Annotated in this window: 13 protein-coding genes and 1 tRNA gene; 8 read left to right on the top strand and 6 right to left on the bottom strand. The window is 57.3% G+C overall.

All coding sequences use genetic code 11. The features are described 5' to 3' along the window. Positions 1 to 11: 11 nt before the first annotated feature. From HAQ05_RS22935 to HAQ05_RS22920, 4 genes are all read right to left on the bottom strand, one after another. On the bottom strand, positions 12 to 1,232 hold the full coding sequence (locus HAQ05_RS22935) for a hypothetical protein (RefSeq protein WP_190424985.1): 1,221 nt from the start codon (positions 1,230 to 1,232) through the stop codon (positions 12 to 14). Continuing rightward, complete coding sequence (locus tag HAQ05_RS22930; protein ID WP_238936573.1) at positions 1,233 to 3,632, bottom strand: TcfC E-set like domain-containing protein; 2,400 nt, start codon at positions 3,630 to 3,632, stop codon at positions 1,233 to 1,235. Between the two features lie 175 nt (positions 3,633 to 3,807). Next, positions 3,808 to 4,275 carry a CS1 type fimbrial major subunit gene (locus tag HAQ05_RS22925; protein WP_190424979.1) on the bottom strand — a complete coding sequence of 156 codons (468 nt, stop codon included), beginning with the start codon at positions 4,273 to 4,275 and terminating at the stop codon, positions 3,808 to 3,810. 9 nt (positions 4,276 to 4,284) lie between these two features. Continuing rightward, positions 4,285 to 5,064: a molecular chaperone gene (locus HAQ05_RS22920; RefSeq protein WP_190424976.1), complete on the bottom strand. Its 780-nt coding sequence runs from the start codon at positions 5,062 to 5,064 to the stop codon at positions 4,285 to 4,287. A 219-nt stretch (positions 5,065 to 5,283) separates the two neighbouring features. On the opposite strand from HAQ05_RS22920, the gene HAQ05_RS22915 reads away from it, so the two are divergent. The 7 genes from HAQ05_RS22915 to HAQ05_RS22885 all read left to right on the top strand — a co-directional run bounded on the left by HAQ05_RS22915 (position 5,284) and on the right by HAQ05_RS22885 (position 13,137). Then, positions 5,284 to 5,359: transfer RNA gene (locus tag HAQ05_RS22915), tRNA-Thr, on the top strand. Positions 5,360 to 5,531: 172 nt separating this feature from the next. Beyond that, a complete protein-coding gene (locus HAQ05_RS22910) occupies positions 5,532 to 6,854 on the top strand; it encodes a tyrosine-type recombinase/integrase (protein ID WP_190424973.1) in 1,323 nt (440 codons plus the stop codon). A gap of 911 nt (positions 6,855 to 7,765) precedes the next feature. Beyond that, on the top strand, positions 7,766 to 8,746 hold the full coding sequence (locus tag HAQ05_RS22905; RefSeq protein ID WP_190424969.1) for an integrase domain-containing protein: 981 nt from the start codon (positions 7,766 to 7,768) through the stop codon (positions 8,744 to 8,746). Next, positions 8,743 to 9,018, top strand: a complete 276-nt coding sequence (locus HAQ05_RS22900) for a hypothetical protein (protein WP_190424966.1) — start codon at positions 8,743 to 8,745, stop codon at positions 9,016 to 9,018. The genes HAQ05_RS22905 and HAQ05_RS22900 overlap by 4 nt, the downstream gene beginning before the upstream one ends. 114 nt (positions 9,019 to 9,132) lie before the next feature. Beyond that, entirely contained in the window at positions 9,133 to 9,633 is a 501-nt protein-coding gene (locus HAQ05_RS22895; RefSeq protein ID WP_190424964.1) for a sigma-70 family RNA polymerase sigma factor, read from the top strand. Further along, positions 9,633 to 10,580: a FecR domain-containing protein gene (locus HAQ05_RS22890; RefSeq protein WP_238936572.1), complete on the top strand. Its 948-nt coding sequence runs from the start codon at positions 9,633 to 9,635 to the stop codon at positions 10,578 to 10,580. The genes HAQ05_RS22895 and HAQ05_RS22890 overlap by 1 nt, the downstream gene beginning before the upstream one ends. Before the next feature lie 112 nt (positions 10,581 to 10,692). After that, positions 10,693 to 13,137: a TonB-dependent siderophore receptor gene (locus HAQ05_RS22885; protein ID WP_190424961.1), complete on the top strand. Its 2,445-nt coding sequence runs from the start codon at positions 10,693 to 10,695 to the stop codon at positions 13,135 to 13,137. A 240-nt stretch (positions 13,138 to 13,377) separates the two neighbouring features. Here the strand turns inward: HAQ05_RS22885 and HAQ05_RS22880 are convergent, their stop codons facing one another. Continuing rightward, positions 13,378 to 13,836 (bottom strand): Lrp/AsnC family transcriptional regulator, encoded by a 459-nt coding sequence (locus tag HAQ05_RS22880; RefSeq protein WP_190424957.1) that lies wholly within the window; start codon positions 13,834 to 13,836, stop codon positions 13,378 to 13,380. Between the two features lie 54 nt (positions 13,837 to 13,890). Here HAQ05_RS22880 and HAQ05_RS22875 point away from each other — a divergent pair, with 54 nt between their 5' ends. Then, entirely contained in the window at positions 13,891 to 14,538 is a 648-nt protein-coding gene (locus tag HAQ05_RS22875) for an RBBP9/YdeN family alpha/beta hydrolase (protein ID WP_338050276.1), read from the top strand. A 926-nt stretch (positions 14,539 to 15,464) separates the two neighbouring features. On the opposite strand, the gene HAQ05_RS22870 is transcribed toward HAQ05_RS22875, so the two are convergent. Further along, the gene (locus HAQ05_RS22870; protein ID WP_190424952.1) at positions 15,465 to 15,782 is read right to left on the bottom strand and encodes a helix-turn-helix domain-containing protein; all 318 of its coding nucleotides are present in this window, start codon (positions 15,780 to 15,782) and stop codon (positions 15,465 to 15,467) included. Between the last annotated feature and the right edge of the window lie 206 nt (positions 15,783 to 15,988).

The raw sequence follows: 15,988 nt of genomic DNA, 5'->3' as shown, positions 1-15,988 counted from the left end.
ATAGGCCGGTACTAAAGCTGCGCATCGAATGTGAAGGTCACGTCGCCCGCCCACTGCTTGCCACGGGCAGTGTATAGCGGCGTGGAGTCACTCATGACCAAGTTGAACGCACCACTGTATTGCCCGGCCGGCGCGGTGTACCCCCAGGTCCGACCGGCAGGATCCAGCCGGCCGTCAACCGGAAAGTTGGGGTCTGTAGGGGGTGGATTGACCCATTCGATGCCAATGTCGAACGGCGCCAGGCCTGGCTTGGTGGGGGTCGATAGCGCGCACTGGCCGGGGCCTGCCAAGGTGTCACAGGCGTAACTGACCCGAAAAGGCCCGGTGGTGGAAACATTAAAAGGTACCCGAGCGCTCAGTGCAGGTGCCTGTTTGCTGCCATTGCCCCATTCAAAGCCTTGCATGTCACGCTGCGGGGGTAACAGCGGCACCGTATCGGTGGTGCCTGGGAATTCCACGCTCAGCTCGTGCTGAACGCGAAACTCTATGTTCAGCTCCCATATCCGATCAATTACCGTTGCATCATCGCCCATCGAAAAATCCGGGTCGATCGCCCCTGCCGACAACGTAGCGCGGCCCCGGTAGATACCGGGCGCGATGGTTTTGCTTCTTAGCTCGAACGCATAAGCCGGAATCATGTAGCCATCGAAGCGCCAATACGATATAGGCAAACCCTCGGTGTCGACATGGCAAAACGCATGGCGGCCGGGTTCGCTGAATGTCCAGAGCTCTTGCAGCAACGTGGGTAGATAGACGAACCAGCCTCTTTGGCAGTTGCCTACCAGCGTACCTCTGAGCGGATGAATGTCGGCGTTCTGGCCATCGACTGTGGTGAGTTGATTGAACACCCCCACGAACGACACGACCAAAGTCACCTGGGCGGTACCCGAATCCAACGTTACAAAATGTGGCTCCGGGCTCTGTAGCCAGAAAGCCTCACGTGCATCTTGGCCGCCAATACGCACCCGCCGCGAGTACCTCACCGCGAGCGTAGAATCGACGTTATCCGCGCAATGGGTGCGGCTACAGTAACTGCTTGGGCCACGGTTGATGACCTTGGGCAGGGTAGGCGTGTTCGGGTTGTATTCCAGCGACACAGTGTACGAAGCACCCCACCCCCACCCTGGAAGCATAAGCAGTATCCCCAACGCGGCGGCTGCCAAGCGCCAAAGGCGTGCGCGCTGGGCGCGATCAAGTGAGGTGCCCGCGTTCATTTCAATGGATACGTTCATTTATTCACGCCCCACCCGAGCCGCCTGTGGCCGCGCAGCCACCTCGCGCGGCTGGCACACCAAATCGCCAACCAACAGCACATTGTTGTCCCGCTCCGCGTGCTCGGTGTTCACGGTCACCAAACAGCGCCGCTTGCCCTGGCGTACATCCAAGACCGGTGTCGACTCGCTCATTTCCACCGCAAAGAACCCGTCCGACTCGCTCACACTGCGGCTGGCATGGTTGATCACCATCGCCCCGGATATCGGTTTACCGTGCTCATCCATCAGGCGCCCAATCACCGTGAGGGTGCGGCGCACGAAGATCTTTTGGTATGCCACAGCACCGCGGTTAACGTGGTAACTCACCACTTGTGGCGCCAATGCCACCGGCTCGGCTTCCTCGCCACGTACATTCACGCGCAACCGGCCTGGGCGGTAGGGCGTGAGGGGTATCAAGTTGCGACCGGGGTGCAAGCGCCCAATAGCGCCGCCGTCGTCGAAGGTCGCCAGTTCGATACCGTCCACTTCGCTGGCCACATCCACCACCATACCGGCTTTGTAGTCGGTAAGGTCGCCAGTGGAGGCGGCGCGGCCCCCGCCGAACGCCACCAAGTTGTTGAGGTTCAAGCCCCCGCCCACCTCGCCGTTATAGGATGAGGTTTGCAGGTAGCCGTCGCCGGCTACCCATCGGTTCTGGAATGCCGCGCGGCCACCGACGCCGGTGCCATAGCTGTCGTGGTTGACCAGCCCCGTGACACTGCTCAAGAAGGGCCCGTTGACTGGGTGCTGGTAATTTACCGAGGCGGTTTGTTCGCGGTGGCCATCGCGGCTGGTGCGGCTGCCGATGCTGCCGTACAGGCTGTCGCCGCTGCCGCCGAGCGACAGTGACAGGCTCAGGTCGACACCACGGTCGCGCTGGGCCCCGCTGCTATAACCGCCCGGGCGGTCGAACACCGAGAAGGTCCAGGTGGAGTCGGTGCTGAACATACGGCTGCGCTGTATCCAGGACACATCGCCCCCCGCCCCGGTTTGCGCACCCTGGTCATAGGTCATACGCCCCGTTAGGGTACCGCTGGACGTTACCTGGTGTTGCCAACTCAGCGATGTTTGCTCGGTTTGTTGGATCACGCGCCGGTAACGTGGGGTGAAGAACGCCGGCGTACGCTCGTCCTGCGTGCGCCAATACATCCACGAGCGGCTATGGCTGGCAATCAGGTTGCCGCCCTTGTAGCTATAAATCGCTTGCACATCGAGGCCGTCACCTCGGCCCTGGGTGCGGTACAGGTTCGCGTAAGTGCGCAGGCCATCGTGCAGCGTCCAGTCCAGCGACATCCCATACTGCATGCTGCCTTCCAGGTGCTCGGCCGACAGGCCAAGAATGGCTTGCGGGTGCAGCAAATAGTTGGCGATCACACCGGCGTTGAAACCGTCATCGCGCTGGTATTCCCAGTTGCTCAACAGTTCTTGGTTCTTGCCGGCATAGACGTTGTAGCGCCAACGCTGGTTAAGGTCACGCCACTGGGTAGGTTTGTACACGAACTCTTCGCTGCTGGAGGTGACTTGCCCATCCTCTAACACGCGCACCTCAACCGAGTAGATACCGCCGGGCAGCTTACGGGTATCGAGCGTTTGCAAGCCGGGCTGCACGGGTTGGCTGTAAACCAGTGAGCCGTTGCGGTATACCTCGACGGTGGCTGGGCGGTTAGGGGTCACGTAAATGGGCGTCGCGCTGGGTTGGTCGCTGTCTATCGCCAGCGTATCGCTGCTGCCGTACATTGCGCCCAGGGTGCCTTCCGGCAAGCTCAGCAGGGTCCGCGGCTGGCGGCTAAGGCCCTGTACGCTGGGGGTGAAATAGCCAAGCCGGAAGAACCGGCCTTCAGATACCCGGTCGGCGTACAGGCTACGCATCCGGTAAAGGTCGTTGCGCTGGTATCGCGTTTGGTTGCGGTCCAATTGCATTTCAGACACCCCCGACCAGGTGCCCAGGCTGGCATTGCCGCTGCTCACCAAGCTGCCATACATCTGCGACTCGCTGCCGGCCACGTTGAGGCGGTTACGCAACAGCAAGCCGCCGCCACCTTGCGGTAATGAATGGTAGCGCGCGGGTGCGCTATCGGCCTCGGCGCTATGCGTTACGAGGGTGAGGGTCGAGCGCTCCAGGCTGTAATGCAAGGCGAGCAACTCATTGGCACAGCCCTTGCCGCAATCGCCCAGCGGTTGCGGGGAAGCCAGCGCACCCAGCCACAGCTCGCGCGTTTGCAGCGGCACCTCGGATTCAGCGGTGGCGGTGTACTTGAGCAACTGCACGGTGTTATCTCGCCCCAAGATCAACAGCGCATCTGCCAGGTATCGGCCATTGAGGTCGACCCGCGCCGCCAGCGGCACATCAAAAAAATGATCGCGAAACTCCGCTGGCAACGTTTCTGCCTGGGCAAGCAAACTGGGCAGTGGCGCAGTGCCTACCGGGCCTGCATGGGCCCCGAAGCAAGCAACACCCGCCGCGCAGGCGAGTGCAAGCCTTAGTGGATGGATCGCAAACACAGTTATTTTCCGAAAATAAATAACAGCGGGCCCGCGGGAGCCCGCTGGGTACTCAAGGCGCGGTGGTTTCGAACGTGACGTACACGTAGCCCCGGTAATTGCCCGCGTTGTAGGTGCCCTGGGTGGCACCGATCGATGCTTCCAGCCAACTACCGTTGGTGGCATCGCTTGCCGCTACGATCTGCTTGGTGGTAGTGCTCAGTGTGGTACCGCCGATCGCCATGGTTAAGGGAATGTTATCTGCGCCGCTGGTCATGGTGGGGGCGCTATCCAGCGTTGCCGAAATGGGCCCAATACTGCTTTTCAGATACAAACGGTTCACTACCGGGGTTAACGCACCTGAATCGTCAAGGCCAATGACTTGCGGTTGGTTCATCCAACTGCCCTCATCGGAAACGATGAAGGTGCCAGCGGGTACGCTCGCAGTGACGGTGACACGCTTGTTGATGGTGGAATCCGCCGCCACGGCCGCTTGCGCAGCGGCCAGCAAAACCAGCAGTGGAAGGAGGTACGTCTTCATCTATTACTCCTATCGTTGGGTAAAGGCCGATTGGCGAACAGGGGTCGGCTCGCCCCTGATTTCGTATGGCTGGGCGGCATCAGCCCCGCGCAGGTGCTCAAAAATGATGGTTTCGCCTGCCTGCTGTGGGAACACGCGCTCCGCGCCCGGTACCAGGTGGTGGACCACTGCGGGTTTGCAGTCATAGCCGGCCTTGTCGCAGCGGCGGAAGCTGTCCAACACGGCCGTGGCGTTACCCACATTGCGCACCAAAAAACCGCCCGGCTGCTTATGCACAGCCAATTGGTGCTTCACCTGGCTAGGCCGCACGAACAGCAAGGAGCCGAAGCCGGCAAGCATCTGCACATTGCCGGACAGGGAATCTTCGTACGCCTCGGCCTGGGCGTCGCTAAGCTGGAAGTCGTCCCCGCCTTCGGGCACTACCGGGCGAAAGCGCAGCCGAAATAACCGCTCATGCGCCCTGGGGCCCGTGAACAACAACCGGACCGTTTGCATACCCGCCGCCGGAATGATCAACCGCGCCGGGCTCACCACCAGCGCCCGCTGGCCATCTGCGCTGCCGGTGTCGAGCGGCACTTCGTCGTAACTGCCATCGGCTTTACGTATCAACTCCCAGGCCTGCACCCTTACGAATGCGGTGGAATCCCCACTGTTATGGATACGTTTGACGAACACGTTCTTGTCGGCACGCAGGTAATCGCTCATCGAGCCGATGTTGAGCTTGGGCGTACCCAACGCCAGCCCGGGCAGCAAGGCTAGCGAGGCCGCGAATGCAAGCAGGCGTTTCATGCTGGGGCCCTCCCATAAGTCCACCGCAGTGCGGCAAGGGCGCCATTGTTCCGAAGCAAAGGGGGCCCCCATGCAGGCGCTTTCCCAATGGGCTACCAGAAAATGCTGAAATGCTTGTAGGAAAACGTGACATATGAGGGAGAGGGGAAGGAAAAAACCCAGCCGAATCAAGCAACAGGCTTTACACGCCGGCGCTTCTCGCTATAATCAGCGCCCTTGGCCGGTATAGCTCAGCTGGTAGAGCAACTGACTTGTAATCAGTAGGTCCCGAGTTCGATTCTTGGTGCCGGCACCATACAAGGTTCCAGAGAAGGCTTTCAAAATCTCTGGAATCCCCGAAAAACCCGCCTTTTGGCGGGTTTTTTCGTTTTGGCGTTCCATCGGTTTCCGTCAGAAACTGGTGGATTCCAACCGTTTTAAGGGTAGAGTTTGGGATACAGGTCACTTCGATAAAAGGGAGTACCCTTATGTCGCGAACCACAGCTCCGCTCTCCGACGCAGCTTGCCGCTTGGCAAAACCTAAAGACCGCGCCTACAAGCTTTTCGACGGCGATGGCCTCTACCTCCTAGTCCAACCCAATGGCCGCAAAGGCTGGCGGCTCCGTTACGTCAAACCTGACGGACGCGAAGGACTGACCTCGTTCGGCAACTATCCCGTCATTGGCCTCGCCGACGCGCGCCGCAAGCGCTTGGAGGTCAAGCGAATGCTGGCGGATGGCATTGATCCCATAGAGACCAAGCACCAAGCCAAGGCGGAAGCCGTGATCAAAGGCAGAACCTTTGAAAGCGTTGCGCTGGACTGGCACACGGAAATGTCGGCCAAGTGGGCACCAGGCCACTCCAAGACGGTGATGAGCCGCCTCAAAACCCACGTGTTCCCGCTGATCGGCGCCCGCGCCATTGTCGACCTCGACACCCATGACCTCATGCAGCCCTTGGAAGCGATCAAGAAGCGCGGAACGATCGACGTTGCTTTAAGGGTACAAAACTACCTGCAGAGCATCATGCGCGAGGCAAAGCGCCTCCGGCTTATCACAGTAAACCCTGCTTACGACCTCGAAGGCTCGATAAAAGCCGTGCGGGTGGTACATCGCCCCGCTCTACCCTTATCGCGACTGCCGGAACTGCAGGAGCGGATCGACACCTATAAAGGCCGAGCACTTACCCGTCTGACGATGATGCTGTCGCTGCATGTGTTTGTACGATCCAGCGAGCTGCGTTTCGCACGCTGGAGCGAGTTCGACCTCAAGCGCGGCACCTGGGAGATACCGGACACTCGACCCGCGCTGGAGGGAGTTCCCTTTTCCACAAGGGGTACGAAGATGGCAGGGGATATCCATTTAGTACCCTTATCGCCGCAAGCAGTGGCGCTACTCGAAAAAATCCATGCACTCACAGGCAAATTGGCATTGGTCTTCGCAGGGGATGCCAAACCCTGGAAGCCCATGTCCGAAAATACCGTGAACAACGCGCTTCGGACGATGGGATACAACACCAAAACCGATATCTGCGGGCATGGATTTCGTTCGATGGCCTGCAGCGCACTGATCGAGTCAGGATTGTGGTCGGAGACAGCCATTGAACGGCAGATGAGCCACAAGGAGCGCAACAACGTCCGCGCCGCTTACATCCACAAGGCCGAGTTCATCGAGGAGCGCAGGCTGATCATGAACTGGTGGAGCCGGTATCTGGAGGCCAACCGGCAGGAACATGTCACTCCACACGAATTCGCGAACCAGACGGGGGCGAACGTCACTCGCCTAAAAGCAAAACGTGGCGCAACCGAGTAAGCGCTCGGTCTTCATATCTCAGTGATCCGCTTGTCCACGCGGGTCCATCCAAACAGGGCTGCAAAGCCGCCCTGTTTGGATGGACCTCACTTAAAAAAATCTAAAGCCCACACAACTGTCTGTGGAAAACCACTGATTTCCACCGGTGGATAATTTCATCCACAGCCGCATAACTCCCGAAAATTCGAGCCTTGACCAAAATTATCCACAGGCGTAGAAAAGATCGGGCAAAGCGCTGTCGTGGACAGCAACCCCAGGTAGCCAGAACCTTTAAGGCTACGCCACACCGTGGTGGCTCTCCCAAAGTGCGATTAGCGTCCGGCGGCTCGCACGGTCACAGCGATGTGATGGATGCCTACTTTTACCAGTGTGCCCACTGCGGCAACTCATCCCCTTGCATAGCTGCCCTGCAGCAACCTATCCGCTTGGCCATTTCCTTGCGCCAACCTGCGCCCGTCTCTTTCTTCCGGAAAGAGACGGGCGCTCGTACCACTGCTGCAAGCCACGTCGTACAAGGCTTTGCGGCATTCCCCCTCGTGACAATCGGCGTGACAAACACCGAAGTCACCAGCAACAGCGATGCAGATGATGGTGCCGCAGCCCACGGAATGGTCTGCACCTGACTCACAGTCAGGCATGCCCCGGTCATCGCTTCACTGCCTTCACCTGACTCAGTATCTCGCGGCACTGGTCTCGTCAGCCAATGCAGCCTCCACCCGCCCACCGGTAACGGTGTTCAGGAGGCCAGATCATGAGATGCCCAAGCTCCCGGCCGTAAAGAGCCGCCAGTCCCGCGTTAGTGGACAACCCTCACAGGTCGCAGGGGCCTTGATCCCTGATAACACTCAACATTCTTGGCGGGATGACGTGGGGAAAAGCTTCAACGTTTTGACTTCGAGAGGAGTTTGATCATGGCGCTGGTCGGTAAACGGGATGGGCGTAATTTTGGCTATGGCCGGCAATTGAGCTACGCCGGGCCACAGGCGTTGTGCGATCTGTTTGGCGGTGGGCATTACGGGACGGTCAAAGCGCACAGTGATCGCTGGCAGGCGTTTGTTCGGTGGTGTCGATCGGAGAATGGACCAGGATTTAACGATGCACGACAAATTGATCGGCAGACCTTGCTGGACTACTCCACATATCTGCGTCAGCAAGTTGAACAAAGAGCTATAGGCATCACCACCGCGCAAAACCGATTGTCCAGCGTGAACCGGACCATGGCCGCGCTTCGCGGTGATCAGTCCGTGAAAGTACCGAGCCCAAGCAAGGCGTTGGGAATGCAGCGGGCCAGTGTTCGTCGCTCTGTACCGCAAGGCCAAGACCACGAACAGGTGAAGCGGATCGTCGACGAGCTTTGCGGCCATCAGCAGCCACGCGCTGCGGCCATCGCTCAGTTAGCGCGAGCCACCGGTATGCGCTTGCGCGAGGCGATTTTGGCCGACCTTCCCCGTCTAAAACGTGAAGCCAAGCAACTCGGGAGAATCAATATCCAGGACGGCACCAAAGGTGGCCGCGGCGGCGCAACCGCGCCTCGTTGGATCGCTGTGGATGACCATATTCGCGAAGCACTGAGGTACGCCGAAGAGGTATCTCCCGATGGTAGCCGCAACCTGCTGGCACCGAACGAAATCTACCTCGACCTCCAACAGGAAATCGTCCGACCCGCCCGAGATATCCTCCACACTCACAACCTCAAAGGCTTCCACGAATTGCGGGCGGCCTATGCATGCGAACGCTATGAGCAAATCACCCGTCATCCCGCGCCCATCAACGGAGGCCTTTGCTTCCAGTTCAACCCGCACCTGGATCAGCAGGCACGGAAGCTAATTAGCTATGAACTCGGACACGGCCGTATCGACGTCGTATCTGCGTACATTGGTGGGCGAGCATGAGCAAGCAGTTCGATATGGAGATTTTTCTGGAAGGGGTGCTGAGCGGATCGCATGCCACACGCCAGCGTCACCTTCGTCAGGCAAAGGCTATCCAAACAGCTATCGCTAAACGCTGGCACCGCGACAATCCATGGACCTGGCAAAGAAAACACCTGGCCTGGTTTTTGAACCAGTACCTGAGGTCAAACTCCGAGTCTACGCACTATTACTATCTGCTAACCATCAGCCGGATCAGTCTTCGCTTGGGGAAATCATGGTGTTTCCAAAGCTAAACGAATCTCTTGACCCTCTGTGAGCCTTCACCAGCCGGAGAAAAGTCACTTGCATAAACAGCCTGCTATCACGACAATGCGATCGATTACCATTTACTCATCAGTGGCACTCTCATGTCGGCGCTTGATCATTCAGCTCTTCATCGGCTGTATAGCGAACACAACAGTTGGCTGAAGGGCTGGTTACGAGTCCGGCTGCGCAATGCCGCCGATGCTTCGGACTTGGCTCAGGACACATTCCTGCGAGTCATGACCGCCCGACATGACGCCCCAATCCGCGAACCGCGGGGTTACCTCAGCGCCATTGCACGCTCCCTGTTGATCGATAAATCCCGCCGCCGAACCATTGAGCAGGCGTACCTGCATGCTTTGGCCCAGCGACCTGAACCCGTAGATGTTTTGCCGGAAATACGTTTGTCCATCATCGAAATGCTGGTCGCGGTCGATAGCCTACTCGACGAGCTGGGTACCAGGACTCGGGAGATATTCCTGGCGGTCCAGCTTGAAGGGCTGAGCTATGTTGCAACTGGTGAACGTTTCGGCGTCTCGGTCACCACGGTCAAAAATCATTTAATTCGCGCCATGACCCGGTGCCTTTTGCTGGTCGAGAGCTGATGCCCTCCTCCTTGGACCTCAAGACACTTGAGGCTGCCGCCACTTGGTATGTGCACCTTAATGACGGGACGGTCAACGAGGCACGAACCCAAGCCTGGCAAAGTTGGATGCAATCCAGCCCAAAGCACGCTGCGGCTTGGGAACGCGTCGAAACGCTCCAACAACAATGGGCAATGACGCCCAAACAGGCGGCCCTATCCAGCCTTGGCGCAGCAAAAGCACAACGTCGTAATGTGCTGAAAATACTTGGTATGCTGGTGGCCGTTGGCGGCTGTACTTGGCTAGCAGCAGAGCAAGTGCCGTATCGCTCAATGCTCGCTCAACAACGTACCAGTATCCGTGAGCGTCGTTCGCTGCGCCTTGACGATGGCTCACAACTGGAACTGAACGCTGACACTGCATTGGATATCCGCTTCGACTCAAAACAGCGATTGATCCAGTTATACCGTGGCGAAATTCTTGTTCAGACCGCCCAGGACCTCACCCAACGTCCATTCATCATTCAGACCGGTGAAGGTTCGGTACGTGCGCTCGGAACCCGGTTTAGCGTCCGTCAACTAACCGAAAAAACGCGTGTTGGAGTCCTGCAAGCCGCTGTTGAAGTAAATCCGCAACGGCATGTCGAACGCACTCTACGCCTCGAGGCCGGGGAGCAAGTCACCTTTAATCGCGATAAGGTCGATGCCGCCAGCCCTTTACCCCCGGGCTCGACTGCTTGGGTTCAGGGCATGCTGAGTGTGGATGACTGGCGGCTGGGCGATTTCATCGAAGAGCTGGGACGCTATCGCCTTGGCGTACTGCACTGCGCCGCATCGGTTCAGGGGCTGAGCATCTCGGGCGCGTTCCGCATCGATGATACGGATACCGTGCTGGAAAACCTGAGCCAGGCCTTACCGGTGAGAGTGCGCTACCTGACGCGCTATTGGGCCAGCATCGAACCGGCATGAGTTCGATTTGAAAATGTTTAACGAGTCACCTTGCTGATTTCGATTCTCATCCGTCAATGACACAAGCCGCGATGACAGCGACTTTCTGCCATGACAACGGAAGGATCAACGAATGCCCCTGCTTCCCCTCTATGCAAAGACTTCATTGACCCGCCCGGTTCGCTTGGCTCTCTTTGGACTGAGCCTCGCGAGCCTGTCGGGGCTGGCGCTAATGTCCACGCCAGTTTTGGCGCAAAGCCAGACCTCCTACCATATCGCCCCCGGCCAGCTTGGCAGTGCCCTGACTCAGTTCGGAGTGCAGGCGGGCGTGACTATTTCATTTGATACCGAGCAAACCCGCCGCCTGACTACAACGGGCCTGACTGGCGTGTATAGCGTCGAGGAGGGACTGATGCGCTTACTGGCGAACAGTGGCTTACTAGCGCAACGTCAGAGCAATGGTGGCTACGTGTTGATACCTGCCAATAACGGAACAGCGGTGGTGCTTGGCGCAACGAATGTGACGGGCCAATCGCTGGGAGCAACGACTGAGGGGAGCGGTTCGTACACCACAGGCTCGACCAGCACTGCGACCAAAATGCCCATGAGCCTGCGTGAGACCCCACAGTCTGTCACCGTGGTGACCCGGCAAAAAATGGACGACCAGAACGTCCAGTCGCTGGATGATGTCGCCCGAACTACAACCGGCATCACCTACACCAAGATCGGCACCGAGCGTTCTACCTATTACGCGCGCGGCTTCGAGATCAACGATCTGCAGTTTGATGGCATCCCGAGCAATATTTCCGAAAACTACTCTATGGACGTCATGTCAACGTCCAACATGGCCATCTATGACCGCGTGGAGGTGGTCCGCGGTGCCAACGGTTTGATGCAGGGCACCGGCAACCCCTCCGCTGCGATCAATCTAGTGCGCAAGCGCCCGACTGAGGATTTTCGCCTGGGTGCGGAACTGGGTGCTGGTTCCTGGGACAACTACCGCAGCCAGATCGATGTATCTGGGCCACTGACGGACGATGGTCACATTCGCGGGCGCGCGGTGGCCTACTACAATACGGCTAATAGCTACCGTGACGGCGCCAGCAAGGACAACCAGCTGCTGTACATGATCGGCGAGGCCGACCTGAACGACTCCACGGTACTGACCCTGGGTGCTTCGGTCCAGCAGGATCGCAACGACGGTTACGACTGGGGCGGCTTGAACACCAAGACAAACGGCTCGTTCTACCCGCTGTCCCGCTCGGCATCACTCGCGGGTAAATGGGCATACTTGGACAAGACCAACTACAACCTGTTCGGTGATGTGACCCACCACTTCGTCAACGATTGGAAGCTAACGCTCGCCGCCAATGGCATCTCGTCCGATGCCGATTTCTTGTCGTCGTACCCGGCTAGGGTGACGTCCAATACCTCGGGGAACGTATACACCCTTCCGATTTCCAAGGTTAACTACGATGACCGGCAGTATGGCCTGGACCTCTACTCCACCGGGCCGTTTTCACTGTTTGGCCGCGAACACCAGTTGATGCTTGGCGCCAATACCCGCCGGGACACCTTCAACGCAGCGATTTACAAGGCCACCAATACGCCGACCATCAACATCACCAATTTTGACTGGTCGTCGATCCCTGACCCTGCCGTGAATGACGCCAGCCGCGCCGACTACAAGTACGTGCGTGAGGAAAAGGGCGTCTACGGGGCTACTCGCTTGAGCTTGACCGACGACTTGAGCTTGATCCTAGGGTCGCGCGTAAGTTGGTCGGACTATCACGTCGACAGTCCATCGACCACCGACAGCTACTCGGAAAACCGCCATTTAACTCCGTACGCGGGCATCGTGTACGATCTCAGCGAGCATCACACGCTGTATGCCAGCTATACCGAAATCTACAAGACTCAGAGCTACTTCGGGCTCGGTAACAAACTGCTCGACCCCATCGACGGCAGTAATTATGAGGTTGGACTTAAAAGCGAATATTATGGAGGTCGCCTAAATACTTCGTTCGCGGTTTTTCAGACTGACTTGAACCATATGCCCGAAGCCATTGCCGGTGCCAGTACGTGCGGCGTCACCGGTACCAGCAGCTGCTACGAAGAAGGTGGAAAAGTGCGCAACCGCGGTTTCGAGATAGAGGTATCTGGCCAACCGCTGGAAAACTGGAACGTCAGCGCTGGCTACACCTACAGCGACCCTGAATATGTTGCGGGCAAAAACAAGGGCACCGATTACTACACGCGGATTCCTAGGCGTTTGCTGAAGGTATCAACCGATTACAGACTACCGGGGGATTTCAACCAGTGGCGTGTCGGGGGAGACGTTTATGCCCAAAGCAAGACCTACACAGAGGCGAGCACCTATAGCATCAACCAGAGTGGTTACGCGTTGCTCAACCTGCACTTGAACTACCAGATCGACAAGCAGTTCAGCGTGCAATACAACCTTAATAACGCCTTGGACAAGGTGTATTACCAGACACTGCCTACCTCGAATAACTTCGGTGGGCTGTTCTACGGAGACCCCCGTAACTTTGCAGTGACCTTGCGCTACCAGTATTGATGCGTCGGGGGGGGGGGCGTACCAAGAGCCATCAGGGTTTATAACTCTGATGGTTTATTTTTGCTTCAGTTTCCAATCAACCGGCATGCCTCGGGCCCCATTCCTGCTTCGACCTTAACCACTCCTATTTGCCATGCCGCTGCTTTAAGAAAACTGATCTTTAAACGAGAAAACAGTTTTCCATTGATAGCTCTAGATAGTAACCGTCTGGCAATCACGTCTTGCGCGCCGGCTCACTTGCTAAGTGTCTGGGCCACTTCTCGGACGTACAGGTACCTGTTTGCGCACGGCGTTGGACAGAACCAACGAAGTCGTGACCGAACCGTGAACAGCCATCGCATCAACTATAATCTCTAAATCAGCGGGCTGAGAAAACGCGCAACGAACTATGAAGCAGTCCTCCCCCGTAATCCTATCAACCTCCAGCACCTCAGGTATGTCGTTAAACAACTCCAGGTAGCGCTTGATGTGCTGGTGAGTTGTGCGAATACGCAGGATCGCCTGCAATCCTAGCCCTATCTCACGCAAACTTACCCGAGCGCCGTAACCCTCTATGACACCCGCAGCTTCGAGTTTCTGGACCCGTTCGCTCATAGCCGGTTGCGAAAGCCCAATGCGCTTGCCCAAGGATGCCAGGCTTTGCCTTGCATTCTTTTGCAGTGCCTCCAAAATCTGCCGATCTTTGTTGTCCAGTTCCATGCTTTCCTCTGCTGAATAATCCGATGAGTCATCGGTTGATGATGCCTCTTTCGGATGATTTACCATCCACGATCGATGTGTCATTCGCTACATTTTGCGGACACCCCTTCCGAGAAACAAGAAATGACACCTTCGATATTGCTCCTGCCAGGCATTGGCAACTCCGGCCCAGATCACTGGCAAACGATATGGGCACACAATGACGCATCTATGGAGAGCATTCGGGGGCAAGACTGGAATCGCCCGGTTTGCGCAAGATGGGTCGAGAATCTCGAAGTCGCTATTAGCCGAGCTGGGCCCGATACCGTGTTGGTAGCCCACAGCCTTGGCTGCCTGCAAGTTGCCCACTGGGCGCAATGTAGCCGCACGTTGGTCAGGGCAGCTTTGCTGGTTGCCGTACCAGACCCCGACCGATCCACTTTTCCAAACGATGCGCAAGGGTTCAGTCCGCCTGGGCTTAGGCGATTCGCATTTCCAAGTACTGTTATCGCAAGCTCCAACGACCCGTATGCGGATATGGACTACAGCCAGCGATGTGCAGATGCCTGGGGCAGTCGTCTAGTGAACATCGGAGCCCAAGGCCACATCAACTCGACCAGTGGACTCGGTGATTGGCCTCAAGGGAGAGCATTGCTGAGAGAACTCCTGACAATCTCCATGAGGGCCACCCCAGACTCTCGATCAACTGTTCACAAACGCTAAAAGAAAAGAACTCACTTCATTGTTCGCAGGGAAAGCCAAATGAATAATGCATCCATTCCCCTGTGGTATTCATCAATGGCTTTATCGGTACTTTGAATGATCCAGAGATTCATAGACATCTCGGTGATCGGCCCTTCCTTGCGCCTGACCTTAACGGCTTCGGAAGACACCCGGCACGCCTATGGGAAAATCAACATTCGGGGGTCTGGTCGAACGAATCGGCGAGGTGGCCGAAGCCGAGTTCATTGAATGTGCAGTGAGCCTTTTTGAGCATTCGGTCGTTGGGGTGATCGCTGTAGTACAACCAAGAGCGCCTACACTCGACACTTTTCTGCGTGCGTCCGGTGCTTTACGAGCAAAACTGGCAAACGCTACAACCTCAGAAACTCACCCCCCTGACACAGGCTCAGGGATACGTTTCTCGGGAGCAAGGTCAAGGTGACTTGGTCAACTGCTTACCAATGGCAAGGTTGCCCACTATCCTATTCGAGTCAAAACCCGCCCACGGCAAGCCGAAAAAGAATATACGCAGCCAACTTAAGCTATTGAAACTGGTTAATTAAACCCACTACCTCGCGCCGCGCTCCTGGCGATCGCATTGACTCGCAAGTCCCCAATAGCAGCGTTGACTCGATGCTAGATATCCGCTGGAGGTAGTTTTAGAGGTAGGGAATTAGCAGCCTGATATTTTTACTTTAAAAATTAGTCAACTAGAAACCTATTCGACTCCTGGTGCCGCACCAATCACAAAGCCCCACAGATGTAGGGCGTTGGCGATTATGGCGTTCCGAACAAAGCCCCCAGGACGCCGAAAATGTCCACATTTTGTCCACTCCATCATCCGCCAGGCCGCCACTGGCACAGCCGTGGACACCGGCGCCAACGTTAGACCCGGACTGCGATGCCTGCTGTCCAACAGCGCCCGCCTAGGACTCTAACCCATTGCCAACCAATGTTTCCAAATCCAGCAGTACCTGCTTGCGCTGCTGCACAGGCAACCGGTGGAACAGCACCAGCATCCGCGCGACGTCGTCATCCTCACTGTAAAAATAGGAAGCGGGCAAATCCAGCGCCGTGGCGATCTGCTGCACCGTTGTCGGGTTGGGCGAATGCTTGCCCGTCTCGTACTGATTCATCCGCGCACTCGCCGATGCAGGCTCTATGCCCGCCTCGATCCCCAGCCGCTCCTGGGAAATGTCCGCCGCCAGGCGCGCTTCCTTTAACCGTTTACAGAACGTACTCATTTTTTAGCCGTTAAAAGGCTAAGAGATTCTTAGATTCCGCTTGACTATGTACTAAGATATCCTTAGCCATTGATCGACTTAACTTCTCGATCTTTGGGCACACCGCCTCACGGTTCCCTCCTGGGGACCCTGTTCGCCCATGCTAAGCGGGGAGCGCGGCGTTAGCCCAGCCATTGTAGGGAGGCCCGACCATTGAATACCCCACC

It is taken from the genome of Pseudomonas typographi, from assembly GCF_014694385.1.
Taxonomy (GTDB): domain Bacteria; phylum Pseudomonadota; class Gammaproteobacteria; order Pseudomonadales; family Pseudomonadaceae; genus Aquipseudomonas; species Aquipseudomonas typographi.
The sequence above is the reverse complement of the archived record's forward strand: the minus strand, read 5'-3'. Positions and strand labels throughout refer to the sequence as shown.

Coding starts and splice junctions, on each gene's coding strand:
- HAQ05_RS22935 (WP_190424985.1), bottom strand. CDS start 1,232: ATGAACGTATCCATTGAAATGAACGCGGGCACCTCACTTGATCGCGCC.
- HAQ05_RS22925 (WP_190424979.1), bottom strand. CDS start 4,275: ATGAAGACGTACCTCCTTCCACTGCTGGTTTTGCTGGCCGCTGCGCAA.
- HAQ05_RS22920 (WP_190424976.1), bottom strand. CDS start 5,064: ATGAAACGCCTGCTTGCATTCGCGGCCTCGCTAGCCTTGCTGCCCGGG.
- HAQ05_RS22910 (WP_190424973.1), top strand. CDS start 5,532: ATGTCGCGAACCACAGCTCCGCTCTCCGACGCAGCTTGCCGCTTGGCA.
- HAQ05_RS22905 (WP_190424969.1), top strand. CDS start 7,766: ATGGCGCTGGTCGGTAAACGGGATGGGCGTAATTTTGGCTATGGCCGG.
- HAQ05_RS22900 (WP_190424966.1), top strand. CDS start 8,743: ATGAGCAAGCAGTTCGATATGGAGATTTTTCTGGAAGGGGTGCTGAGC.
- HAQ05_RS22895 (WP_190424964.1), top strand. CDS start 9,133: ATGTCGGCGCTTGATCATTCAGCTCTTCATCGGCTGTATAGCGAACAC.
- HAQ05_RS22890 (WP_238936572.1), top strand. CDS start 9,633: ATGCCCTCCTCCTTGGACCTCAAGACACTTGAGGCTGCCGCCACTTGG.
- HAQ05_RS22885 (WP_190424961.1), top strand. CDS start 10,693: ATGCCCCTGCTTCCCCTCTATGCAAAGACTTCATTGACCCGCCCGGTT.
- HAQ05_RS22880 (WP_190424957.1), bottom strand. CDS start 13,836: ATGGAACTGGACAACAAAGATCGGCAGATTTTGGAGGCACTGCAAAAG.
- HAQ05_RS22875 (WP_338050276.1), top strand. CDS start 13,891: ATGATTTACCATCCACGATCGATGTGTCATTCGCTACATTTTGCGGAC.
- HAQ05_RS22870 (WP_190424952.1), bottom strand. CDS start 15,782: ATGAGTACGTTCTGTAAACGGTTAAAGGAAGCGCGCCTGGCGGCGGAC.